The organism is Streptomyces sp. NPDC047072 (assembly GCF_040643855.1).
Lineage (GTDB): Bacteria > Actinomycetota > Actinomycetes > Streptomycetales > Streptomycetaceae > Streptomyces.
In genome coordinates this window covers 1-24,366 of sequence record NZ_JBEYVC010000073.1, presented here as the reverse complement: position 1 = coordinate 24,366, position 24,366 = coordinate 1, and the positions used below count along the sequence as shown (strand labels likewise).

Here is a 24,366-nt window from a genome sequence, read left to right as displayed (position 1 = left end):
ACTGCGGACTCAGCAGGAGTACGGGCTCCTTGCAGAATGATCCTTTTGTGGCACGGTGGAGATGTATGTGATCCCGTCTTCTGTGGGGTGCGACCATGGCGCGGCGGAAGCCGTGGGAGGTCAGTGACGAGTTGTGGGCGATCATCGAGCCGCTGTTGCCGCAGCATGAGCGTCGTGACAGGTATCCGGGCCGCAAGCGGATCGATGACCGCAAGACGCTCCAGGGCGTGTTGTTCGTCCTGTACACCGGTGTTCAGTGGGAGTTCCTGCCGCAGGAGTTGGGGTTCGGTTCGGGTCCCACCTGCTGGCGGCGCCTTGCCGAATGGCAGGAGGCCGGGGTGTGGGAGGAACTGCAGCGGGTGCTGCTGGACGGGTTGCGGGCGGCAGACCGCCTCGACTTCTCCCGCGCCACGATCGATGCGTCACACGTGCAGGCCAAGCAGGGGCGAAGCAGCCCAAAAGTAGGCCCGAGCCCGGTTGACCGCGCACGGCCGGGCTCGAAACACCACGTCCTGACCGATGCCCGCGGTACTCCGCTGCGGGTGTCTATGACCGGCGGTCACCGCAACGACGTCACCCAGCTCCTGCCCCTGATCGACAGTCTCGGGCCGGTGCGGGGCAAGCGGGGCCGGCCACGGCGCAAGCCCCGCGCGTTATACGCCGACCGCGGCTACGAGCACGACATCTACCGCCGCCGCCTGCGCAAGCGCGGCATCACACCGAAGATCGCCCGCCGCGGCCAGCCGCACGGCTCGGGCTTGGGCAAAGTCCGGTGGGTCGCCGAATCCGCCATCGCCTGGCTGCACGGCCCCCGCCGTCTACGGACCCGCTGGGAAGCACGCGACGACATGCACGACGCCTTCCTCCGGCTCGCACATTGCATGACCCTCGCCCGCAAACACCCAGCATTCTGAAAGCACCCTTAAGTGCGATGGTGTGGCGCTGTAGTTCCCCGGCGTGCATTTTGGTGATCTTGGTCGTTCTCGGAAAGTGCCCGTCGGCGACGATGAGGTGGTCATCGGCAAGAGGAGAGAATGCCTGCACGGGCAGGTCCACCCAATGGTGCTTGACCAAGATGATGTGGTCGAATGCCGTGCGCGCCCGGGTGATGTCGGCTTCGAGGTCGCCGTGCACGTAATTGGCCTCGCCCTTCAACATGGCGCCGGCACCGCCGGTCAATAGTGCGCGTTGCCACGCGACTGTCGCACTTCCGTCCTGACTCCGGCTGCTGGCCACCCTGAGTACCAGCGTGTTCAGGCCCTCGTGAACCCAGGCAGCGGCGAGCTGCTCGGCAGTGTCCAGCAGGCCGTCTCCCCAGGGATCGATGAGCTGGAGGGCGTGCCCGGTGCGGCCGTCACAGCTGGTGTCTGCCGGGGGGAGTGTTCGCTGAGGAACGTCGCAAGGACATGAGCGCGGGCACGGCCCGGGCGCCGAGCGGGGCGGGCGTCCTCGCTGTACACCGTCTCGACTGTGAGACGCCCCGAGTCAAAGGACTGGACGCATTGCCGCTGGCTGCAGAGGCGTCCGTCGAGGTCCGCTGTTAGTCCTGGTCCAGCTACCGGCTCGGCGAGTGGCGTGGCTACGTCGTCATCGTGCAAACGGGCGTCCTGCGTCAGCCGTCGCCGCACCGTCCACCTCAGGCCCGATCCGTGCGACTCGCTGGTGAAAGTCACCTTGCTGCCGGCGGCCATCGACTCCCACAGATGCAGGCGGCGCAGCAGTGCACTGGCCAGGTGCAGGCTAGGGCGGCGGGCCGGTCGCGAGAATGCCTGCCGACGTCCCGAGGTGGACGTCGGCTTCCGTACTCTGGTCACGTTCGCCGTCCGGCTCGTAGTGACGGGCGGCACAGAGACTTCGCGGCAGGCAGCAACACGAAAAGGTGACGAGTGAGCGACAAGAACCAGGAGCTGGCCGACTTCATCTGGTCGGTGGCCGATCTGCTGCGCGGCGACTACAAGCGTTCCGAGTATGGCAAGGTCATCTTGCCGATGACCGTGCTGCGCCGCATGGACTGCGTGATGGAGGACACTCGCAAGGACGTGTGGGCGCGTGCCGAGTCATACGCGGGTATGAACAAGGATGGCGTGCTTCGGGCCGCTGCCGGCCGAAACTTCTGGAACCTCTCCCAGCAGTCATTCGCCACCATCGGCGCCGACCAGGACACCGACAAGGTCGAGAAGAACCTCAAGGACTTCATCGACGGCTTCTCGGCGGAGGCCACCGAGATCCTCGACCACTATGCCTTCCACCTTCAGATCGAGCGGCTGGCCAAGGCTGGTCTGCTCTACCTCGTCGTGCAGAAGTTCGCCGAGATCGATCTCAGCCCCGCAGTCGTGGACAACCACAACATGGGATTTGTCTTCGAGGAACTCATCCGCAAATTCGCAGACGCCTCGAACGAGACCGCCGGTGAGCACTTCACCCCACGCGAGGTGATCGAGCTGATGGTCGAGCTGCTACTCGCTCCAGACGCCGAACGCCTTACCGGTGAGGCTCCTGTGGTCGATATCCTGGACCCGGCCTGCGGAACCGGTGGCATGCTGTCGGCAGCTGAGGAACACATCAAGACGCTCAACCCTCGGGCACGCGTGAACCTGTTCGGGCAGGAGGTCAACGCTGAGTCGTACGCGATCTGCCGCTCAGACATGCTCCTCAAGGATCAAACGGCCTCCAATATCTGCTTCGGAAATTCCTTCACCCAAGACGGCCATGAGGACGAGCAGTTTGAATACATGCTCGCTAACCCACCATTCGGCGTGGAGTGGAAGAAGGTCGAGAAAGAGATTAAGGAGGAATACGAAGATCGCGGCTACGATGGCCGCTTCGGTGCTGGCCTGCCCCCCATTAACGATGGCTCCTTCCTTTTCCTTCAGCACATGATCCAGAAGATGAGGCCATTGAAGAAGGACGCCGAAGGCAGAGAAGTCGGGGGCAGTCGCATCGCCGTTGTATTCAACGGTTCGCCGCTTACTGGCGTTGCGGGATCGGGTGAGTCGGAAATCCGCCGATGGCTTATCGAGAACGACTATCTGGAAGCTATCGTTGCCCTCCCGGACCAACTCTTTTATAACACAGATCTTTCTGCTTACTTCTGGATCGTCACCAACCGAAAGCCGAAGAACCTCAAGAATCGGATCATCCTGGTCGACGCGCGGGATCAGTGGCGCAAGATGTCAAAGTCGCTGAGCAAGAAGCGTAAGCGGATCGCTGAGGAGCAGCGCAGGGAGATCTGTCATTGGTATGGGCAGGCGTATCGACTGGCGCGCTCAGGCGAGAACTCTGAACACTCCGTACCGGATAAGGTAAAAGTCCTTGCTGCCGACGACTTCGGATACAAGCGGATCGCCGTAGACCGGCCACTTAAGCTGCGCTTCGAGGTCACTGAAGACACTCTTGACGCGTTGCGCGCATCCAGGGTAGTTGCCCGGGAGTTCCGCGATCCAGAGGAGCTAGTTGATGCATTGAAACCCCTGGTCGGGTCGAGTTGGGCTACCAAGACTCAGGCGTGGGGTGACCTCCTAGCAGCAATGGCTGAGAAGGGTGTGCCGTGGCCGAAGGGTAAGCCCTTCGACAGGGCCATGCGTGACGCGGTCGGAGTGCCGGATCCCGAGGGCGAGATCCAATATGCAAAGAAGGGTCAGCCCGAACACGACCCTGGTTTGCGAAACTTCGAGTATGTACCCCTTCGTGGTGACATCGACGAATACTTCGCGCGTGAGGTGAAACCCCATGTCGAGGAGGCGTGGATCGCGGAGTCCAAGAATGCGGAGACGCAAGAAATCGTTCGTTTTCGGATCGGGTACGAAATTCCGTTCACGCGACACTTCTACGTCTACGAGTCCCCGAATTCACCGACTGATATCGACAGGGAGATGAAGGCCCTGGAGGCGAAGATCCAGACTTTGCTGAGTCAGTTGGCCACATTGGATGATTTCACCTTCACTGAGATCTCCGAGAGCGTGACACCCGGCGGCTTGAGGAATTCGCGTGCCGAAGGGTCGTGGAGGTGGCTCCCCGAACTGCCTGACAGTTTCAAATTGGTACGCCTCGCGTATGTGGCTCGCCTGCAGAACGGGTTGACGGTCGATGCGAAACGCGATATCACCGGGGATGTCGTCACGCGTCCGTATCTGCGCGTAGCCAATGTTCAAGCCGGTCGTCTTGCGCTCGACTCCGTCACGGAGATCACGGTGCCGCGGAGTGTGGCCCGGCGTAGCACGCTCAGGGCTGGTGATGTTTTGATGACCGAGGGTGGGGACCTGGACAAGTTGGGCCGCGGGACCGTATGGCGAGGTGAGTTGGAAGGTTGCTTGCACCAGAATCACATCTTCGCCATCCGGCCCGATGAACGGCATCTCGATGGCGAGTACTTGGCTTACGTCACTCAGTCCCTCCATGGGCGCTGCTATTTCGAGAGCACGGGAACCAGGACTACGAACCTCGCGTCCACCAACAGCAGCAAGATCCAGAACTTCCCAGTGCCGCTCCCGCCCGTGCCGACACAGAAAGCATTGGTCCGTTCCCTTAATGCGTCGCTCGACCGCCAAACACGACTGCGCGACGAGATCGAGCGCCAGCTCGCGCTCCTCATCGAGCGCCAGCAGGCACTCTCCACCGCTGCAGTCACCGGTCGACTGCGGGTTTCCACTACTTAATCGACGCTCGATGTTGTATGCCGCTTCCCCTATCTCCGAGGAGAATCGATGACCCCCGTCCCTGCGCAAGCACGAGAGGCGCACACTGAAGGAGCCTTCGAGGCCGTCATCGAGTCTGCCCTGCTCCGGAACGGCTGGGAGCGAGGGCTCGGCAATTTCTACGACCACGAGCTTGGCATCGACACCTCCGAACTTTCCAAGTACCTCCGCGCGTCCCAATCCGACGCCTGGGAGCGGCTGAGGGATGCCTACGGAGAGGAGGAGCCAGACGCCATCCATCGCTTCGCAGCCCACGTGGCCAAGCAGATAGACGCCCGCGGGACACTCGACGTACTGCGGCACGGAGTTGTGGACCGGAACGTGAGGTTGCGACTTGCCTACTTTCGCCCCGCGCACACCCTCGCCGTCGGTGCGCTCGACGAGTACGACGCCAACCGCCTCACTGTCGTCCGGCAGTTCCACTACTCCTCGGCCAAGCCGACGAGGTCGCTCGACCTGGCGCTTTTCCTAAACGGCCTACCCATCGCATCCGCCGAGTTGAAGAACCCGCTCACCGGCCAGACCGTCGAGCACGCCAAGCGGCAATACCGGACGGTTCGAGATCCGAAGGAGTTGTTCTTCGCGCGTCGTAGCCTCGTGCATTTCGTGGTCGACCCGGATTTGGTGTTCCTGACGACGCGTCTGGCTGGTCCCCAGACCCGCTTCCTGCCGTTCAATATGGGCGATGGAGGCCCGGGGAACATCGGCGGTGCTGGCAACCCGCCCACCCCCGACGGCACCACGTATCGCACTTCGTACCTGTGGGAACAGGTATGGCAGCGTGACAACTGGCTCGACCTCCTGCACCGCTATCTACACGTCGAGGACGAAGCCGCCAAGGCGGGCAAGGCCCCCCGCTATCGCCCGGGCGCCGCGCACACCCAGGCGCTGATCTTCCCGCGCTTCCACCAGTGGCATGCCGTACGGAAGATGACGGCGCACGCCGCCCAGCACGGGGCGGGCGAGAACTACCTGATCCAGCACTCCGCGGGGTCCGGCAAGTCCAACACCATCGCCTGGCTCGCTCACCGTCTCGCATCACTGCACACGCCCGAAGACCCGGCACTCCTCGACCCGGCCGCCGCCAAGGCCAAGAACCTCGCGGCGAACAAACCCGTCTTCGACAAGGTCGTCGTCATCACCGACCGCCGGGTGCTGGACAAGCAACTCCAGGACACCATCTACCAGTTCGACCACACCCCGGGCGTCGTGCTGCGCGTCGACGACAGCTCCCAGCAGCTGGCCGAGGCGCTGACCGGGGCGACCGCCCGGATCGTCATCACCACGCTGCAGAAGTTCCCCTTCATCCTGGACAAGACCTCCGGCCTTGGCCGCGAGCGCCGCTACGCGATCATCATCGACGAAGCGCACTCCTCACAGGGGGGCAAGGGCGCCGACGCGCTCAAGAAGGCTCTGGGCAAGCTCGGTTCGGTCGACGAGGACGGCGATCCACTGACCGCTGCCGCCCTCGCCCGCGGCAAGCAGCCCAACCTGTCCTTCTTCGCGTTCACCGCGACCCCGAAGGACAAGACGCTCAAGCTCTTCGGTACTAAGACTTCTGACGGCGAGCAGATGGAGCCGTTCCACATCTACTCGATGCGGCAAGCCATCGAGGAAGGCTTCATCCTGGACGTGCTGGGCACCTACGTTACCTACGGCACGTACTTCAAGCTTCAGAAGGCAGCCGTGGACGAGGCTGAGAAACGGGTCGATCCGCGCAAGGCCAAGTCGAAGCTAGTACGGGCCGCCCTGCTGTCCGAGGCGTCTCTCGACTCCCGGGCGAAGATCATGGTGGACCACTTCCGGGCACACTCCGCCGACCGGCTCGGTGGGCGGGCGAGGGCGATGGTGGTCACGCCCAGCCGCGAGCATGCAGTGCGCCTCTATCAAGCAATCCGCGCCTACGTGGAGCGGTGCGGCTTCACGGACTGCGCGACTCTGGTCGCGTTCTCCGGCACTCTCACCCTCGACGACATCGAGTACACCGAGGCCAAGCTCAACGGCTTCGTCGAGAGCGAGCTTCCAGTTCGATTCGCCTACACCCGTGTCGATGACCCGAAGCCGCCGTCCGTTCCCCGCCCTGAATACCGCATTCTCGTCGTCGCCGACAAATATCAGACCGGATTCGACCAGCCGCTGCTGACCACCATGTACGTCGACAAGCCACTGGCGGGGCTGGCGGCCGTGCAGACGCTGTCGCGGCTCAACCGCACGCATCGGCTCAAGTCCGCCGAGGACCTCTTCGTCCTGGACTTCGCCAACAGGCCCGAGGTCATAGTGGAGGCATTCCAGGCGTACTACGAGGCGTCCCTCGCCGAAGAGCCCGAACCCAACCTGTTGTTCACCAGGCATGATGAGGTGATGGCCTATCGCCTGCTGATCGAGGCGGAGATGGACGCCTTCGTCACCGCGTACTTCGCCGCGTTCAAGGACGGCTCCGCCACCGATGCGGCCGTGTCCAAGGCTCACTCGAAGCTGCACCACTACACCACCGGAGCCGTGGACCGATTCAACCGTTTGGCGGACGAAGAGCCGGACGCCGCCCAGGAGTTCCGGAGCGCGTTGGACGCGTACGTCAAGGCGTACGGCTGGCTCTCACACGTCATCGGTTTCGAGAACGAGGAGCTGGAGCGGCTCTTCCAGTACGGGCGGTTCCTGGTACGACGCCTGCGCCTACCGGCGGGTTCCGCCAGCGTGGACATAGGGGAGATCACTCCTAGTCACATGAACGTACGGAAGACCGGCACGCCCGAACTGCGGCTCAAAGCGGAAGGCGCGCAGCTCCTGCCGGGCATCGTGCCGCAGCCCGCTGGCGCATCCCCTGATGCGCAGGAGAAGTCGCTAGCTGAGGTCATCGAGTCGGTCAACGAGGAGTACGGCATCGGCCTGTCCACCACAGACCAGATCCTGCTCGGCCAGCTCGTTGTCGCAGTCTCCGAAGATCCTGATTTGAAGCGGATCGGCCTCCACAACGATGAGGAGACCTTTCGCCGGGAGGTCGACCGGGACATGGACCGCATCGTCATCGACCAAGCCCAGTCCAACGATGCCCTCTTGGTGCGCTACTACGACGATCCGCTGGTGAACAAACTGTTCAAGCAGGTCGCCACCCAACAGGCGTACGGACTGATCCGCCGGCCCGCCCGCCGCGAGGCGGAACGCCGTGCGACCGCCGAGCGGGCCGCGGCGATCAAATCGGGTGAAGCCCCGGCCGCACCGTCCACCGATGCGTAACCTGCGCAGGTAACGGCCTGTCACGTCAAACAGCCGGTGCGTGCCCAGCGCCCGCGCGGAAGGGACCACCGAGGTGCTGCAAGACGAGTCGACCGAGGATGCCGCAGTGCCGTCCCGTCTCCTCGCTGGACGCTACCGGCTGGACAGACCGATCGGCGCCGGCGGCATGGGCGAGGTGTGGCACGCATACGACGAACGGTTGGGGGACAGGCGCGTCGCGGTCAAGATGATGCTCACCGACGTCCGCGGCGTATCCGGCATGCCGGGCTTCGGCGCCGCCGAGGCGCTGCAAAACCGCCGCGAACGCTTCCTGCGCGAGGTGCGCACCACCGCCGCCATCGAGCACCTCGGCATCCCCGCCGTCTACGACACCGGCGTCGACGACGTCTCGGGACGGCTGTATATCGTGATGCAGCTTCTGCGTGGGCGGGAGATGCAGAGGTTAATCGACGAGGCGGACTACACGGCTCAACCACTCGCCGTTTCCTGGGTGGCCGCAGCGGGCGCACAGATCGCATCCACGCTGGATGAGGTCCACCGGCACGACGTTGTCCATCGCGACATCAAGCCTGCCAACCTCATGCTCACCCCGGAGGGCGTGGTCAAGGTCCTCGACTTCGGCGTCGCCGCCCTCCTCGGCTCGGGCACTCACCCGCGCCTCACTCAAGAGGGCATGACCATCGGCACGCCGCCCTACATGTCACCTGAGCAGAGCTTGGCCAACGCGGTCGGCCCTGCCTCCGACATCTACGCCCTCGCATGCGTGCTGTACGAACTACTCACCGGAAGACCACCGTTCACTACCGACAGCAGGGGCTCCTGCGCTTGGCACCATGTCCGCACTCCACCTCCGCCGATCCGCACCGTCCGCTCGGACATCCCCGAGGAGCTGGAGCATCTCCTCCTGGGGATGCTGGACAAGGAGCCGGAACGGCGGCTCGGGGCCTCGCAGGTCTACGATGCTCTGCTGCCCTGGGTATACGTACAGGACGACTCCACCACTGCCCAGCAGGAGTACGACCCGCGCCAACCTTTCAGCCGCCCCTTCGGCGGCCCGACCAAACGCGTCGCCGTCCGCTCGTACACGCCGACCGAGATCGTCACGGTCGCCCATAATGCCGCTGGTGAGAAGGGGCCCACACCGCTGACCGATCAGGAAGCGGACGAAGTGTCGGACGTTGCGGCACGCTTGGCCCAGGACGGAAAGTTCGCTCAGGCTGCCGACCTCCTCGCGGGTGCCATAAACCGTGCCGCGAACGGAGTCCTACACGATGACCTCGTCTTTTCCCTAGCCCAAGTGAAGTTCCTGGCGGGAGCCCACCGAGAAGCGGCAGACCTTTTTGAGGAAGCGGGAGCCGCCTACGACGCTCTATACGGGGCTGAGGACGAGCAGGCCAGGCTGTGCCGCTACTTTGCTGCGCAATGCCGCATGGCCCTCGGCGAATCCACTGCCGCCATCCAAGCGTTCCGCGCATACACAGCTACGCAGCCCGACATGGCAGATGGTGAAGCCATCGAACGATACCTGGACGCCCTTGCCTCCCTCACCCGCCTGCACGCCGCCAAGGAGCGCTTCTCCGAGACCGTAGCCGCAGCGGAGGAGTTGCGGGAGGCCACTCGACGCCTTCGTGGTCCTGACGCACCGGAGCTCACCGACATCGATGGGTTCCTGGCCCGTCTTGGCCGCTTCACAGGCTGACGATGGCGATTGCGGCTGGCATCGACACCGTCTTCGAGATCGGGCCGGTCTACCGTGTGATTGATACGGGCCAGGACGATGGTCTGCTGGTCGAGAGGCTCGAACCCGTGCGTGCTCAGCAGGGCTTGAGCGACGTGGTGACGGCGCTGGTGTGGGTGGGGCAGAAGTCGAGGAGAACATGGACGCCGAGGGGGCCGTCGGGCATGGAAGGTGGGCTCGTTCCAGGATGGGGGGCCATGCGGAAGGAACTCGGCACGGGCACGGGGGTCATCGATGGGCCCGTGAGCTAGGCAGCGCGGGCTGGAGCGGCGGACTGGTCGCCTGCGGTGGCGGCGCGGCAGGCGTTGGCGCCTTGTGGCGCGGTGCGGGCGTGGGTGAAGTGGCGCGGTTATAGCGGGTGCGCAGGGAGTTGAGGTCGGCCAGGGCGCGTCGGCTGCCGGTGACGAGTTGGTGGGGGGTGTTGGCCAGGTCGTCGGTGTAGGCGGTGATCCGTGCGGCGACCGTCTGGGCGCGGGCGAGAAGGGCGCGTTGGAGGATCTTCTCGCCCCAGTATTCGGGTGAGCCGGCGGGTGTGGAGACCAGGGCCATCAGGTCTTTGGGGGCGAGGGAGCCTGTAAGCAGGCCGCGGTGCTGGGCTTCGTCGAGGACGGTGATGGGGTCGACCATGTCGCCGCGGTGGGCCAGCGCGGTGATGGACTGCCAGAGCGTCGCGTGCAGCGGCAGCAGGAAGTCCGTCTCTGTCAGCCACCGCATCTGGCGGACCTCCGCCGGGTAGGCGGTGGCGGTCGCCAGGAGGAGGCGTTCTTCGTCGAGGTCCTCCTGGTCGGCCTGCCGTGGGACCTCCGCGGGGAGTGGCGTTCGGGGAAAGGAGCCGGAGTGCGGGGCGAACTGTTCGGCGAGGGCGTCCAGGACGCGGCCGAGGACGTCGGCCATGGCGAGCGTCGCGGCGGCCGGGTTGGGCAGGCCGGGGTCGCTCGCGGTGGACGCGAGGCGCTCGGCGTGGGCGCGCATAACCCTGCGGGCATTGTCGGCGCGGATCATCCTGGCGTACGCCGCCGCATGCTTGGGCTGCGGGCAGAACTGGATGAGGGTGTGCAGGTAGGAGGCGCTCAGGGCGGGAGCGTGCGGACGCGCGTGCTCCAGCACGGCGTTGAGCCAGGCGGTGTCCTTGGCGTGCTCGGCTGGGTCGGGCGGCTGGAGCGTGCGGATCGCGGTGAACAGCGCGGCGTGGGTGTGGCTGTCGAAGTGCTGGGCGATCAGCGGCTCGGTGTCGGCCTGACGTACAGGTTCGAGGAGGAGGGCGCCGAGCAGGGCCTGCTCGGCGTAGTGGACCGGCTTCGGCGGCCGCACGCGGTCGAGGTCGTCGTCCTCGTAGGGTTCGGGGATGTGGGGCATTAGGCGGCGAGGGTGAAGTCGTCGGGGTTGAAGGGCTTGTTGAGGTGTGGGGCGAGCAGGTGGGCGGCCAGACGCGGGGGGACGGCGTTGCCGATCTGCGAGAAGGTCTGGCCCTTGTTGCCCTGCCACGGATAGTCGGCAGGGAAGCTCTGCAGCACGCCCGCTTCCCGCGCGGTGATCTTGATCGGGGTCGGTGACAATCGCTGCTCGTCGTCCGGAAGGCCTGAGGCGGGGTCGGCGACCCAGGTGCACTCGTTGGCCCGGTGGCCGAAGAACAGAGTGCCGGCGGGTTCGTCGGCACGGCGCACGGTCGCGTTGGACTGGTTGTTGCTGCGGAGTGACCACGACCAGCGGTGCGCCTCAGCGGTGGATGCGGGGGCCTGAGTATCTGCGGGGCGGTTCTCGCGGGCACCGTGCAGGGCGACCCAGCCGGAGCCCTCCCTGCGGGAAGCCAAGACGAACTCGGCGTCAGGGTGAGGTGTCCAGGTGCCGCGGTCGCGGGCGTTGGCCAGGGTCTTACGCGAGCCGGAGGGGAAGGGCTCGGGGCCGCCTCCTGGCCCGCCGCCGGCGCACACAGTGGGCACCGGACGGTCGGTGGCGCCCCATCCCAGAGCCTCGGCCATGGAAACCCAGCGGTCGCGGCCGGGGCCGAACAGCGACTCCGGCTCGGCGCGCTGTGCGTGGGTGGGCGGTGGAGGCTCGGCGGTGCGGGTACGGGAAGCGAGCAGGATCGCGCGCTTCCGGGTCTGGGGGACGCCGTAGTCGGCGGCATTGAGGATGCCTGTCCACACGGAGAACCCCCAGGTCCGCAGAATGGCCGCGTACTGCCGCCACAGAGGAAGGACGTCGGGGACTTCCTCCATCACCACCCACTCGGGCTCACCCATCCGGTTCAGGGCGTGCAGGTAGCGCATGGGTTCGGCCGCGAGGAGCGAGCGTTCGTCCGCGCACGCGCCGAGCAGTTGCTCTCGGGTGTCGCGTCCGGCGGCGAGGTCGGCGACGGCCTGGTGGACAAGGGACTGGTCGACCAAGCCGAGGCGCTTGCCCGCCATGCTCCATGCCTGACAGGGAGGGGAGGCGATCAGCCCGAGGATCCGGCCCGAGAAGATCCACGTGGGATAGCGGGCGACGTCGGTCCGGATCGTCAACAGCCCGGCCCGGGCACGGGTCTTGCAGGCCCACTCGTCCCGCTCCAGGCCGATGTCCCGCGTGCCCAGGACGGTGAGTGCGTGACTCCAGCCGCCGGGACCGGCGAACAGATCGAGGATGATCCGCCTCAAGAGGCCAGCCCGAAGTCGTCATGCACGGGCTCGGGGGCGTAGGGGACGTCGTGATCGAGGGCGCGGAGGGCATCGAAGGCCAGTGCCGGCGGTCGGAGTTGATCGGACAGGTCGAGTAGGGGTGTGGAGATGGGGTGGCTCCAGGGGGGTGGTTCAGCAGCTTCGGGTGGTTGTCTGCATGGCGGCGGCGGGGGCTGGGCGAGAGTGGCAGCGGGGCGAGGACCTGGGTGTAATCGGCGTTGGCCCGTCCCAGGTGCCCGGTCGTCCTCCCAGGGCTTTGGCCCGGAGGGAGACCAGCGATGTTCGGAGCGATCTGGTACTCGGCGGCGGCCATGCGGGCGGTCAGACGGCAGAGCAGACTGATGTGCCGGGTGGCGGTGAACAGGCCGCCTGCGTCACCGGTGATGCTGCGGTCGCGGTCGGCGACGGCGGCATCCAGGGCTTCGTGCGGATCCATGTTTTTCAGGTCAGCGGGCTCGTAGGTTTGATGGGCTCCTCCGCAGGCGAGTTGGGCGAGGGGCGGGGAGCGCGGACTAAGCAGTGGTGTCGAAGTCGGCCTGTTTCGGGGCGGCCTTGGCGACGGCGCGTTCGGTGATGCCCCTCGACGCGCGGGCGGAGGCGGCAGACAGCTCGCCGGCACCGGGCTCGAGATACCAGGGGCGCAGGTCGAGCATGGCCGCGCGCATTCCGGTGGCGAACGCGAGCGCGGTGCCCTTGGGCAGGGCGCGGATGGCATCGGCGGCAAGGATGCGTTCCTGCCGCATGCTGACGGACGTGGACTTGCCGGACTCTGACGTCGAGGTGGACGTCGTCTCGACGTCGTGGTCACCAATCAGCCGAGACAACTTGTCGGCGAAGTCAGGGTCGTCGATGCCGGACCCGATCACCTTGATCGTGGAGGCGCTCCACATGGCGTCCATGCCGGCGTCGCCCCAGACTTTCTGACCCTGCCTGTAGCTCTGCAGGATCGTGATGGGGATGATCCCGCGGCTACCGAGGTGGGAGTACAGGTCAGGCAAGTCGCTGATCTTGCAGACGTTGGCGGCCTCGTCGAGGATCGCGAGCATCGGGGGGTCGAGGCGTCCGCCGGCGCGTTCGGCCTGGGCGGTCGCGGCCCGCATGACTGAGTCCGCGCACGCGGCGATGAGGGCCGAGGCGCCGCCACCGCCGTCCTTCGACAGCAGATAGAGCGTGTCCTGCGAGGTGACGAACTCGCTCGGCTTGAACTCTGCCACGTCCTTCTGTGGGGTCACCCATGAGGCGATCTCGCTGTTGAGGAGGGCGGCGGCGTACTGGCGGGCGGTCTCGTAGATCCCGTCGCGGGTCTCCGGCGGGCCCTCCACGGTCCCCTTCAACTGAGCTGCGACGGCGGCGAATCCGTGGTCGCGCAGGACGTCCAGCGGGGTCCGGTCGGCAGGGAAAGCCAGCCACTGCATCACGTCGGTGATCGGCCGCTCGTCGAGCGCGGCGGCCAGGAACAGCTGCGCGAGGATGTTCGACCCGGCCTTGGACCAGAAGTCGCCCTGCTGGGAGGCGTCCACCGAGGCGGCGAGGAAGTGGCCGGCGAGGCGGCCGGCGCCGTCGAGGGTCTTGGCGTCGGACAGCGGGTTCCACCACATGGCCCGTTCGGCGTGGGCGATCTGCTGCGGGTCCATCGACCAGGTCCGGCCGACGGCCGTCCGCGCGTCGAGCGTGGCGGTGTAGGCGTCGCCTGCGGCCTTGTTGGAGGTGAGCAGGACCGGGCCGGGCGCGTTGAGGATGGAGGGGATCGCCAGCGACGTGGTCTTGCCGGAGCGCGGCGCCATGATCGCGACGGCGACGTCTTCGTACCCCATGCGCACTTCGTGCTTGGTGCCCTGGAGGTTGCCGAGCAGGATGCCGGTGTCGGCCGGGTTGAGGTGCTTGGTGTCCTTCAGACTCGGGCGCAGGGAGCGGGCCTTGGTGGTGATGGCCTTGGACAGCAGCGGCTCGATGTCCCGCTGCTTGGCCATGCCGGCGACGCGCTTTCTGCGCCCTCCGGCGTCCTGGTGCCGCTTGTACAGCACGGCAGCCGTGATCCCGAGTGCGAGCAGGCAAGCGCCGGGCAGTATGCGCGTGCCCCACAGCAGGGACGTCTCGCTGACGCGGGGCCACAGCTGATCGGGATGGAGCAGGGCCTGCACGGGCTGATACGGCGCGCGGGGACCGGCGTCGGTGACCCAGGAGGTGAGGTTGCCGCCCAGCCATGCCAAGTTCGACAGGGGGACGGCGATGGCGAGGACGACGCGCAGGACGCGGAAGGCCATGTCGTAGCCGTCGGTGGACGAGGTGGAGGAGGGCTGGGGCAAGGCTGTTCCAGGTATGTGGGGTGAGGAGCGCGGCGCGGGTGAGCCCGGTCAGCGGGTGCGGCGCGGCGGAGAGCCGTGCGGTGGGGGCGGCTGAGGCTGCTGGGCGGTGCCGCGTGGCGAGGGCAGTGACGTGTCGCTCCAAGGCGAAAGCGATGTCCTGCGCGGGAACGTGACGGTTGTGGACGGTCATGCGGCCGCGGGTCAGGCCCGGGATGCGGCTCGGATCTCGGGTGACGGGGGTGCGGTCGGCGAGCGACTGCGTCACGGCGGCGATCAGGTGCAGCGGGGTGGTGCCGGTGAACACGGCCCGCCAGATCGTCGGGTCTTGGGTGACCGCGGTCTCGATGCTCCACAGATCCCTGCCGGGTGGACCGATCCGCCAGACGTGCGCGATGTTGTCGGGGGAGGCGAGGCAGCCGAGATGGGGCGGCGTGTGCCAGCCCGCGTCCCGCACCGCGGCGAAGGGATCGGGCGCCCTGGTGGGCGGTCCGGATGGATCGGTCAGGGCGTCGGTGAAGGCGGCGATGATCTCGACGGGGGTGCGGGCCTGGAAGGTGGCCGTACAGCCCGGGTGGTCCGCACTGCGCGCGTGCCGGATGCTCCACCAGTTCGGATCGTCCGGGTCGGGGTCCAGACGGAGCTGGGTGAGCTGGTCCGGGCTGGTGAGCAGGACGCACGGTACCAGCGGGTCGTGTCCGTAGCTCCAACCGGCGGCGCGGTGCAGCGGCACGGTGACCCAGCCGGGGTCTCCGCCGCCGGCGAGATAGAGCGGGGTGATGAGTGCCTGCTCGACGAGATCGTTCACGCGCGTCACCGCCGGGCCGCAGACGACGCCGCGGCGGCCTTGAGTGCGGGCGGCACCATGACGGATGCCGGTGCGGATGCCTTCGGCTGCCTCTGCGCCAGCGCGTTGATGGCGAAGAGTGCCTGGCCGTGGATCGCCCACTGGTCGAGGTAGTGCCAGGCTTCCGCGTAGCTCTCGGCGAGAGGGTCCTCGAACGCCTGGGTCCCGGGCCGGGCCTGCGCTGGCAGCGCGCGGCGCATGGCGAGCCACTCGTCGTGGACGGCGTACAGCCTCGCGGTGCTGTCGCGCAGCTCGCGGACCTGCCAGGTGTAGCGCCGCGTCCGGGCGGAGGCGGGCAGCTGGGTGAGCTGCTGCTCGGCGACGTGCACCAGGCCGTCGGCGCGGCGGTACACCCGGCCGAAGGCACGAAGGGTGTCAAAGTCGCGTCGGCGCTGGCGCCGGCCGTACGCGGCCTCGTCGTAGGGCTGGTGAGTGTCGGGGTCACAGTGCTGGTCGGAGTAGGCGTCCCAGGCGGCGAGGATCTGCCTGCTTTCTCGCAGGTAGATGGCGAGTTGACCTAGACAGAGCCGGTGCGCCGGGCTAGCGGGTTGAAGTGAAATGATCAAGAAGGGCCTTCGGGCATGCAGGTCTGGTGGGGGTGTGGCGCGGCCTGAGCCGCGCCACGGTCTCAGCGGCCCCGGGCCGTAGAAGCGGCTCTCCCCGAGGCGGGGGCCAGCGCGGGGTGCGTGGTCGGCGCGCTGCTGCGGTGGGCCTTGCGGGCGGCGGCCCGGATGGCCTTCAGGCGCGCCTCGTGGGCGGCGGCCAGCTGTTCGCCCTGGGCGCCGCGTTCCACCTGGGTGACCAGGTGAGCGTGCGGGACGTCGTAGTGGCCGCGCGGCACGGGCGCGGGGTCGGTGAGGGCGGTGGCGAAGGCGGCGAGCAGGTGGCGGGGCGTGCGGTCGTCGAAGTACGCGTGCCACAGCCGCTGGTGGCCGCCGAGACCGGTGGGGAGCGCGACTTCGGCGCTCCAGCTGAAGTAGTCGTTCGTCAGCCTCGCCCGCCGCTCCATGCTGGTGATGCCGTCCGGATGGCGCGCACTCTCGTTGCCCCGCTCGTCGCGCTGGTAGGTCCAGCCCGCAGCTTGCAGCCTCGGCCACACGTCCGGCTCCGCGGCCGGGACGGGGTGCAGGAGGGCGTCGGTGAATCCGGCGATGATCTCGGCGGGCGTGTTGCCGCCGAACGATGCGTGCCAGCACTGAGAGGAGATCCGCCACCAGGCGGAGTACGTGTCGGCAGCGGGTTCGAGCACGAGCGTGTGCCGGAAGTCGGGGCTGGCCAGGACGACATGGGGAAAGTCAGGGTAGGCATAGTTCTTCCACCCGCCGGCCCTGAGCGCCTGGGTGACATGGCGCGGGTCGCCGGGCCCGGCGAGATGACGGGGAGTGGTGTCGAACCAGATGCGAGACCAGGGGGCGTGGGCCTTGCTCGCTATGTACGGGCGGGTCACGACGTCGGCGGACCTGCAGGCTCGAACGCGTGGCTGCTCAGGCGCTGCACGTCCCAGTGCAGGACGTGCCAGTCCGTGGACTCCTGGGCGGCATCGCGGAGCCCGTCGATGATCAGGCGGATCTCGTCGGTCTCGGGGCGGGCGGTTTGCTGGGAGACGAGGCGCGCGGCGCTCCGCAGCACGTCGCCGAGCAGGATGGGGACGCCGGTGTCCTCGTCGAGCAGTCGGGCGAGCAGCGGCAGTACGTCGGTGACGGGCGGGTTGGTGCGCACGTACTCCTTGAGCTGGGTCAGGGTTGCAGTCGCTTGCGCGATTTGGTCGGAGCTGAGGGTCGAGGGGTTGGGCATCAACTTCCTTGCGTACAGGTGGTGGTGAGCAGGGTCGGACTGTCGACAGCCCGGTGGATATATCTCGTGGCGAGGGCGTCGTCGCAGTACAGGTCAGTTATGAAGCTCCTTAGGACAGAGGAAAGTTGGGGGCAGAGGGCCGGGCGTGACCGCCCGAGGTGGTTCAGCGGCGTCCGCTGCCGGCCGTGGAGGACGGGCGGGCGCCGGGGCTGCTGCGGGCCCGGTTGGTGGCGAAGGAACTACGGGCCCAGGTGGCAGCTCTGGCGGCGGTGATCCGGGCCTGCTGCCAGGCGCTGAGCTGGGACGGCAGGACGGACACGGAGGTGGTGCGGATCCGTTGGGAGGGTGCGATGTGGCCGAGGGGTCGCATCACCGGCTGCGGATCCGCGAGCGCCGTACTTAATGCCTGCACCAGGCGCATCGGCGTGGTCGGCGTGAACATCGCCTCCCACACCCGCCCGTGTTCGTTGCGGGCGCCGGCCCACCAGTGCGCCTGCCCGGGACTGGACTGGTGGAAGCGGACGAAGGCATCGCCGTCCGGGCTGCGGGCGGTGAAGTGCTGGCCGCGCTCGGTCTCCCAGCCCTGTTGCAGGAGGGGCTCCCACACGTTGGGGGCGTGTGCATTGCGGGTCGTGAACAGGGCGTCGGTGAGGCCGGCGACGATTTCGACGGGTGTCTGCCGGCTGAAGGTGGCGTGCCATGCCTCCTGGTGGGCGGTCTGCTTCCCGCTGATGGTCCAGCCGCCGGGCTGGACGTGCGGGTCGTATCCGATGCGTACGGACTTGTCCGGGCTGTCGAAGACGACCGGTCCGCCGGTCTTGGACTTGTCCTTCCAGCCGGAGGCGCGCAGGTACTCGGTGACGTGGCGTAGGTCGCCGCCGCCGGCGAGATGGCGGGGCTCGACGAGGTAGTGCTGCTGGGCTTGCTGACCGGCGGCGCCCCGGTCGGCCCACTGCTTGTTCTGTCTCACCGGTGCCGCCTGACGACCATCGCCGATCCGGCGGGCCGTGCCGACGGGTTGGTGGACGGGGTGGCGGGTGTGGCGAGCTGTTTGATCGTGCCGGTGTGCTCGTTGAGGTCCTCGCCCACGCTGCCCAGTTCGTTGGCCGCGCGGCCCAGGGCCAGCCACACCTCGGGGTGCAGGATGCCGCGCTGAGAGTGGTCCTGGGCGAAGCGTGATCCGGTGGCGACCAGTTCGGTGACGCGTCCGAGCAGCCCCTCCTCGTAGTCGAGGACCTTGCCGAGGATCTGGGCGGCCTCTTGCGGCGGAGCATGATCCAAGAGCTGTGTGAGTAGGGCGAGCTGGCTTGCGATGTCGTCAGCGAGCCGTACGGAGTAAAAGGGCGGCGTGTTGGTCATGGGCCTCCTGAACGGGCATGGTCGCGCGGCTAGTTGTGGTGGCGGGGGCGGTGGCTGTCGACGAGGAGGAACAGGTCCCGGCGCCGGGCTTCGTCGAGGGCGGCTTCGGGGTGCCCTCCGGCCAGCAGGTTGGTCCGGGTGCGAGTGTCGGCGGTGACAGCCCGCAGGTAGCGGCGGAAGAGGGCGGTGACCAGGCGCGGCTTGCGGCCGGCGGTGATGGGCGGCGGGGTGCGGTCGGTTTCGCGGGTGACGGGAACTACTCCAGGTGAGGGCGGGGGCCAGCCCCGTAGGCGGTCGGCGCGATGGGTGGTCAGTGCGTACGGCGAGAGCGCGGCGCGCGCGGGGCAGGTGTCGCGGGCGCGGGAGACGGCTGGTGTGCTGGGGAGGCGGCGAGGGCAAGGCGGTAGGCGGTGCCGCCGAACAGGCCCGTAATGATGGAGACCTGGTAGCCGTGACGGGGCAGCAGCCACGCCGCCCGGTCGGCTATCTCCTTCATGGCGATCTCGTCCATCTGGTCGGGGACTCGATGCCAGATCTCGCCCTCGCGACCGTGGCGATTGAGGCCGAGCCGGTCGAGCAGGGCGCGCAGTTGCTCCGGGGCGCTGGTGCGGGTATCGACGTAGAGGGTGCCGTCGCGGTGATAGAACTCGACGTCGACCGCGTACTCGTCTGCCAGGCTCACGAGCGGGGACTCCTTACGATCGTGGCTCACCGTCGACGCCGTGTCGCCGAACTGCCGGGCGCGGACCGTGGAGGCGGCCGACGTGCCCGGTGCGGCTGCGGCGTGCTGGCGGCGGACTGCCTCTGCGGCGTCCTGATAAGCGGCGGCGTCCCAGACGGCGTCGGTGATGTGGACCAGGTATCCGGCCACGAGCAGCGAGGGCACGGCGCCGGTGGCGAGCTTCTTCTTCTCGGCCTCGGTGAGGTGGTTGGGGACCTCATGCCAGACATAGACGGGCCCCGCCGTCGTAAGCGTCCTGCGTTCGAAGCCGAGGCTGTCGAGCAGCGCCAGGAGCCGTTCGGGCGCATCGGTGGCGGTCAGCAGTCGGATGTAGATCTCGACGTCGGTGCCTTCGTCGTCGGCGTGGTTTCCCACGCACGGGTCCCTTCTGCTCGGGGTTCGGTCAGCGGCTGCGGTGCGAGGCCGTGATGGGTGGGTTCGGAGGCGCTACCGGGGTGGTGTCCAGGGCCGGCCGGGCGGGCGGATTACGCAGGACGACGCCGACGCCGAGCTCGGACAGGCGGTGGCCAGCAGCCCGTACGAACGCGGCCTGGCGCGCGGAGTCGTCACCGGGCAGGACGAGGATGTCGCGTTCCGCGTCGAGGGCGAAGCCGTGGTCGGTCAGGGCCTGGGCGACGTCGTCGCGGCCGGGCTTGTCGACGACGAGCGTGTCGCCGGACCAGGTCATCACCACCGCTTCCGGCTCGGCAGCCGGCGGGGCGGTGAGGCGGGCGGCGTTGGTGCGAACCTGGGCTAGGGCCTTGTCGTACCGGGGCAGCAGGTCGTAGTGGATGTCCTCGGCGGCGCTGAACGGATCGGCGGCCACCGCGATGCCGTCGGGCTCGCGGACGCCACGGAACGCTTCGGCTGGTGCATCGGTGGGGGCCATGGCGGCGATCAGATATCCCTCGCGGGGACCCGGCGGATCCGCGACGAACAGGCTGGTGCCGTCGTCGCGGGTCAGGATGGCGCAATGGTCCACGGTGTGCCTGGCCAGGCTGGCGGCGACTTCGTTCATGTCCCACACGTGGTCGGTGAGGGCGTCGTGGTTGCCGCCGCGGTCCTGGTGATACGAGCTTGTCCAGGCGCCGGGCAGTTCGCCGGCGAGGACGGCGGCGAACGAGCCGAGAGTGGTCTGGGGGGTGGGGTCGTGCATGGTCTCCTCGAAAGAAATAGGGATGGGGGTCAGCGCCGCCGGGTTGCCGGGGCTGCTGCGGGGGGTGCGGCGGCGGGGCTCGTGCCCAGGTGCGGCCTGGCGCAGGACAGGCGCAGATGGAGGAGGCTTCGTGTTCGTCCGGCCCGACCTCGGCGGCGCACGCACGGCGCTGGGGATGGTCTTGGTGCCGGTCGGCGAGGTCGTTGCGAATGTCCGTCAGGTCGGAGCGGATGACACCGAGCCGGTGCGCGGCGAGGTACTGCAGCCGCTTCGCGGTGTGCGGATCCGCAGCCCGTCCCAAGTCCTCGTAGAAGGTGGCAGTTGCCGTGAGGACTTCACTCAGCGCGACGAGCACTCCGTTGTGGAAGGCGGTCAGTTCGGTCAGCGCGTCGGCGACCTCGTCGCTCGTGGTAGCTTCCCGGATCCGCTCGGCGAGGTCGGCGACCAGCGAGCCGAGAGGCTGGAAATGCGCCTCGCGCGTCTTTGCGTCGAAGGCGTCATCGGTGTCGACGTGGTAGCTGACTGCGCGCAGCCGGGCCACGGCGCGAATGGCGAGACGTTCTTCCTCGGCTATGTCGAGACCGATGGGGAGGCGGTGATAGGTCTCGTGGAGGCGGACGACGGGGATGAAGCCGGTGCGCTGCAGGATGCTGTGGGCTTCTGGGTTCCCGCCGCGGGCGAGGACTTCTCCGGAGTGCACGTCGCGCTGCAGGGTCAGGAAGCGATCGGCAAAGGCAGCCTGGTTGAGTAGCACCAGCGCGCTGTTCCCGGCTGCACGCGCCTGCTAGGCGATGTCGGCGCACACCTCAGCCGACTCCTGCCACGTCGCGTCCAGACCTCGCAGGCCCTCGGCCAGACGCACCGGCCACCTGTCCCGGCGACCGTCTCGATGGCGATCGACACCGCACGTGCAAAAGCCTCAGTGCGCTCCGAGCCGAGGGCCAGGGTCATTGCCCTCCTCGGGCGTCGGCGACGTGCACCACCTGATTGAGGGGCGTGACCGAGTACCAGCCGCAGTCGACCTCCTGTCCGGCTCCAGCCAGGCGCGGAATGAGGTAAGTGCACAGCGCCTGCCGGTAGATGATGCAATCCGGGCAGCGGTTGGAGAGATGGACGAGGTAGCGCGGGTGAGCGGTGAGGTACGTGCGCTCGCCGCCGACTGGGTCGTACAGCCGCCACCCGTCCTCATCGGTCGGCGTGTGCCACGAGGGTGTGACGACCTTGTAGGCGTCCCCCCACAGGTCGCTGGCGGAGGTGCCCTTGAGGATGACGACCTGATCGCCGGGCCGGAAGTGGGCGTGGGTGATGTCCCGTTCGGGGGTGACGATGTCACCTGGGACATGCGAGGGATGAGAAACGGCGTCGGGCACAGCAGGCGATTCCTTCCACGGTGTCAGGTGCAGGGGAGGCGGTGGGAGGAACAAGGATCCGGACGAACCCCGGTTTCGGTAACCGGTGATCGTCGGGTATAAGACCTGGGTCTACCGGAACGGGTTCTCAGTTCCGATGTCGTCGGATGTGGCGGCGTCCAGGAGTTCGGGCAGGTCAGTGCCTTCGGTATCCCTCTGGTCGATCCACCATCCGGCGCGGGTGATGGTGCGGATCTTGTCCTCCAGGACGGTCCAGTCGGCTTCGTCCCAGCTGCCGTCGGTCACCAGCGCGCCGTACGCGGCGGTGACGAGTTGGTGGCGGGAGCGTTCGGCCCAGGCGAGGGCCCTCTCGGGTCCTTCGAGCGGCGGCATGTCGAACTGCGCGGCCCACTCGGCGGCGGCCTGCTGTTCCTCGGCGCGTTTGGCGGCCAGCCACTCCTCCTTGCCGGCGCCGTCCTGCTCGCGGGCGGCCTTCCAGCAGGCAGTGCAGTCACGTTCCTGCAGCCAGCGGGCAAAGGAGGCGCGCCGGTCGGCCGGACGGCCGGAAAGATCATGCGAGACTTCGTGTCCGCATACGTGAATTACGGTCCAGTGCGTACGGATTGCCACGTGGTTGTTCCTGCTTTCTGTCTTCTGCGTCGTCTCAGCGTGTCCTGCGGATGGCGTCTGTGGCCGCCGTGGCGATGGCGGCGGGAGCGCTGGAGGGCTGGGGCAGGTGCAGCAAGGTGGCCCCCGGCAAGTGGTGGGACTTCGCGGTGAGGGTGAGTTGGAGTACGGCGCAGCCGGCGGTTGTGAGCTGCTTGATGCGGGTGACGGCTTGAGCGGTTTCGTCGCTGCCGTAGTGGGCGTCGGTGACGATCACGAGGAGGCGGCCGGCGCCGGGGCGGCTGAGTTCGAGGCCGTGGTCGAGTGCGTCGATGGCGTCGCCGAGGTTGTGGTGGCCGCCGTTGGCATCGAACGTCGTCACGCGCTCTGGTGCTCGGTGGGTGGGTCGGGTCAGTGCGGTCAGGTGCTGGTCATAGGCGATGGTGGCGGTAAGGGAGTCGGGGTCGGTCAGGGCTGCTGCGCGTGCCACAATCCAGGCGGCGGAGGCGACGGGCGCGCAGGCGGCACGCATGGAGCCGGAGACGTCGACGGCGATACCCACACGCAGCGGTGGGGTGGGGGAGTTGCGGCGGCGGGTGTGGGTGAACGGTTCCGCGGTGGGGACCGACCCGGCCGCGCGCTGAGCGTCGCGGGCGAGGGCCGCGCGCATGTTGAGGCGGCCGGGCGGGGTGGGGCTGGTGGTCCGTTCCTCGGTCCGCTCGCGGTAGGCGGCGGCACGCAGGGCGCGGCTCAGGCGCGCGGCGGCGCTCTTCTCGGCGGCGGTGGGCCTGCGGGTGCCGGTGACCGGGTTGCCGTAGGGAGCTGGTGTGCCGTCGGGGGTGACGGTGGTGCCACGGGTGTTGAAGACCGACTTGGCGGTGGCGGCGGCTTTGCGTCGTTGGCCGGCCCGCTGGGCGCGGTCCTGAGCCTGCGCCTTGGACTGCGCGGCCAGGGCGTTGGTCGCTGCGGCCTGTGCCGCGAGGTCGGCGGCGTCGGTGGCTGCCGTGCTGTCCATGACGATGCCCACGGCGCCGGACAGCAGATCGGTGAGGTTCTCCGGCACGGGCAGGGCGGGGGCCGCGGTGTCCAGAGCGTCGCACCATTCTTTCGCGTGCGCGAGCATGGTCGTGGTGTCGTGGTCGGCGCACTGGTGGGCTGCGGTCCAGATGCGGGTGAGGGTGGCCAGCAGGTTTGTGCCCAGCACCTTTTCGCACAGGTCGGCGACGGCCCGGGTCTCGCCGGCGTCCAGGATGCCGACGTCACGGCGGCCGAGGACCAGGGCCGCCACGGCGGCGGCGTGCTCGATGCCCTTCAGGGTGGGGTGGGCGATGTCGGGCATGACCAGGGTTCGGGCACTGGTGCGCAGGTACGTGCGGTCTGTGGGCCGCGTGATCAGGTGGGCGCCTTCGACACGGCTCTCCTCCAGCAGGAGCGCGGCCTCGACGACACGGGGGTTTTCTCCGGCAGGCTGTGTCCAGACGGAGTGGGCCGCGTGCGCGGCCTCGTGGACGAACACTCCCCAGGCGGCGGGATACCTCTCCTCGTCGCCCACGATCCGCGGATGGATCTCGTGGGGCTGGAGCGGGGCGAACAGGCCGGCGTCGAACTCGACCTCGCCCAGCGTGGGGAAGAACGCGGCCGGTGCGCCGCTGCGCGTGCCGGGGCGGCAGGTGACGAGGAGGTCCTGGCGGCCGGAGAGGGCGACCAGCCGATCGCCGAGTTCGGCTCCCACGCGCAGCCACAAATGCGGGGAGGAACGGGGTTGCGCGGGCGGGGCGCCGTCGTCGTCCCATCGCGCGAGGTCGGCGTCGTCGTCCGGCGTGGTGGCGGGGGACTGGACGTGGTGGCGGGCGCTCATCGCGAGCGGCCCCGGTGCGCGGAGCCGGTGCTGCCCGGGGGCTGCCGGAC

18 protein-coding genes and 2 pseudogenes are annotated in these 24,366 nt (G+C 68.0%); 6 read left to right on the top strand and 14 right to left on the bottom strand.

Annotated elements, in window-relative coordinates:
• Nucleotides 1-95 precede the first annotated feature (95 nt).
• The 4 genes and pseudogenes from ABZ896_RS27755 to ABZ896_RS27740 all read left to right on the top strand — a co-directional run bounded on the left by ABZ896_RS27755 (nucleotide 96) and on the right by ABZ896_RS27740 (nucleotide 9,627).
• Nucleotides 96-914, top strand: a complete 819-nt coding sequence (locus ABZ896_RS27755; protein WP_360934699.1) for an IS5 family transposase — start codon at nucleotides 96-98, stop codon at nucleotides 912-914.
• 972 nt (nucleotides 915-1,886) lie between these two features.
• Nucleotides 1,887-3,917 (top strand): annotated as a pseudogene (locus tag ABZ896_RS27750) (class I SAM-dependent DNA methyltransferase); the annotation flags it as partial.
• Between the two features lie 786 nt (nucleotides 3,918-4,703).
• Complete coding sequence (locus ABZ896_RS27745; protein WP_360934696.1) at nucleotides 4,704-7,928, top strand: DEAD/DEAH box helicase family protein; 3,225 nt, start codon at nucleotides 4,704-4,706, stop codon at nucleotides 7,926-7,928.
• A 40-nt stretch (nucleotides 7,929-7,968) separates the two neighbouring features.
• Nucleotides 7,969-9,627, top strand: coding sequence for a serine/threonine-protein kinase (locus ABZ896_RS27740; protein WP_360934693.1), 1,659 nt, complete (start codon nucleotides 7,969-7,971; stop codon nucleotides 9,625-9,627).
• A gap of 267 nt (nucleotides 9,628-9,894) precedes the next feature.
• Here the strand turns inward: ABZ896_RS27740 and ABZ896_RS27735 are convergent, their stop codons facing one another.
• The 9 genes and pseudogenes from ABZ896_RS27735 to ABZ896_RS27695 form a co-directional block, all read right to left on the bottom strand.
• A complete protein-coding gene (locus ABZ896_RS27735) occupies nucleotides 9,895-11,022 on the bottom strand; it encodes a DnaB-like helicase N-terminal domain-containing protein (protein WP_360934690.1) in 1,128 nt (375 codons plus the stop codon).
• Nucleotides 11,022-12,293: a DNA cytosine methyltransferase gene (locus ABZ896_RS27730; RefSeq protein WP_360934758.1), complete on the bottom strand. Its 1,272-nt coding sequence runs from the start codon at nucleotides 12,291-12,293 to the stop codon at nucleotides 11,022-11,024. The genes ABZ896_RS27735 and ABZ896_RS27730 overlap by 1 nt, the downstream gene beginning before the upstream one ends.
• Nucleotides 12,294-12,835: 542 nt before the next feature.
• Nucleotides 12,836-14,629 carry a TraM recognition domain-containing protein gene (locus ABZ896_RS27725; protein ID WP_360934687.1) on the bottom strand — a complete coding sequence of 598 codons (1,794 nt, stop codon included), beginning with the start codon at nucleotides 14,627-14,629 and terminating at the stop codon, nucleotides 12,836-12,838.
• 244 nt (nucleotides 14,630-14,873) lie between these two features.
• A pseudogene (locus ABZ896_RS27720) lies at nucleotides 14,874-15,359 on the bottom strand (DUF317 domain-containing protein); the annotation flags it as partial.
• An 80-nt stretch (nucleotides 15,360-15,439) separates the two neighbouring features.
• A complete protein-coding gene (locus ABZ896_RS27715) occupies nucleotides 15,440-16,039 on the bottom strand; it encodes a hypothetical protein (RefSeq protein WP_360934684.1) in 600 nt (199 codons plus the stop codon).
• Nucleotides 16,040-16,101: 62 nt separating this feature from the next.
• Nucleotides 16,102-16,920, bottom strand: coding sequence for a DUF317 domain-containing protein (locus ABZ896_RS27710; protein ID WP_360934681.1), 819 nt, complete (start codon nucleotides 16,918-16,920; stop codon nucleotides 16,102-16,104).
• Nucleotides 16,917-17,267 carry a hypothetical protein gene (locus ABZ896_RS27705; protein WP_360934678.1) on the bottom strand — a complete coding sequence of 117 codons (351 nt, stop codon included), beginning with the start codon at nucleotides 17,265-17,267 and terminating at the stop codon, nucleotides 16,917-16,919. The genes ABZ896_RS27710 and ABZ896_RS27705 overlap by 4 nt, the downstream gene beginning before the upstream one ends.
• A gap of 163 nt (nucleotides 17,268-17,430) precedes the next feature.
• Nucleotides 17,431-18,237: a DUF317 domain-containing protein gene (locus ABZ896_RS27700; protein ID WP_360934675.1), complete on the bottom strand. Its 807-nt coding sequence runs from the start codon at nucleotides 18,235-18,237 to the stop codon at nucleotides 17,431-17,433.
• The gene (locus ABZ896_RS27695; protein ID WP_360934672.1) at nucleotides 18,234-18,626 is read right to left on the bottom strand and encodes a hypothetical protein; all 393 of its coding nucleotides are present in this window, start codon (nucleotides 18,624-18,626) and stop codon (nucleotides 18,234-18,236) included. The genes ABZ896_RS27700 and ABZ896_RS27695 overlap by 4 nt, the downstream gene beginning before the upstream one ends.
• 50 nt (nucleotides 18,627-18,676) lie before the next feature.
• Here ABZ896_RS27695 and ABZ896_RS27690 point away from each other — a divergent pair, with 50 nt between their 5' ends.
• Complete coding sequence (locus tag ABZ896_RS27690; protein ID WP_360934669.1) at nucleotides 18,677-18,895, top strand: hypothetical protein; 219 nt, start codon at nucleotides 18,677-18,679, stop codon at nucleotides 18,893-18,895.
• 41 nt (nucleotides 18,896-18,936) lie between these two features.
• On the opposite strand, the gene ABZ896_RS27685 is transcribed toward ABZ896_RS27690, so the two are convergent.
• Nucleotides 18,937-19,722, bottom strand: coding sequence for a hypothetical protein (locus ABZ896_RS27685; RefSeq protein ID WP_360934667.1), 786 nt, complete (start codon nucleotides 19,720-19,722; stop codon nucleotides 18,937-18,939).
• Between the two features lie 28 nt (nucleotides 19,723-19,750).
• Nucleotides 19,751-20,503, bottom strand: coding sequence for a hypothetical protein (locus ABZ896_RS27680; RefSeq protein WP_360934665.1), 753 nt, complete (start codon nucleotides 20,501-20,503; stop codon nucleotides 19,751-19,753).
• Between the two features lie 130 nt (nucleotides 20,504-20,633).
• Here ABZ896_RS27680 and ABZ896_RS27675 point away from each other — a divergent pair, with 130 nt between their 5' ends.
• On the top strand, nucleotides 20,634-21,254 hold the full coding sequence (locus ABZ896_RS27675) for a hypothetical protein (RefSeq protein WP_360934662.1): 621 nt from the start codon (nucleotides 20,634-20,636) through the stop codon (nucleotides 21,252-21,254).
• A 196-nt stretch (nucleotides 21,255-21,450) separates the two neighbouring features.
• Here the strand turns inward: ABZ896_RS27675 and ABZ896_RS27670 are convergent, their stop codons facing one another.
• The 3 genes from ABZ896_RS27670 to ABZ896_RS27660 all read right to left on the bottom strand — a co-directional run bounded on the left by ABZ896_RS27670 (nucleotide 21,451) and on the right by ABZ896_RS27660 (nucleotide 24,316).
• On the bottom strand, nucleotides 21,451-21,873 hold the full coding sequence (locus ABZ896_RS27670) for a hypothetical protein (RefSeq protein WP_360934660.1): 423 nt from the start codon (nucleotides 21,871-21,873) through the stop codon (nucleotides 21,451-21,453).
• A 111-nt stretch (nucleotides 21,874-21,984) separates the two neighbouring features.
• Nucleotides 21,985-22,482 (bottom strand): hypothetical protein, encoded by a 498-nt coding sequence (locus ABZ896_RS27665; protein ID WP_360934657.1) that lies wholly within the window; start codon nucleotides 22,480-22,482, stop codon nucleotides 21,985-21,987.
• A gap of 34 nt (nucleotides 22,483-22,516) precedes the next feature.
• Nucleotides 22,517-24,316 carry a hypothetical protein gene (locus ABZ896_RS27660; protein WP_360934755.1) on the bottom strand — a complete coding sequence of 600 codons (1,800 nt, stop codon included), beginning with the start codon at nucleotides 24,314-24,316 and terminating at the stop codon, nucleotides 22,517-22,519.
• Nucleotides 24,317-24,366: the final 50 nt, after the last annotated feature.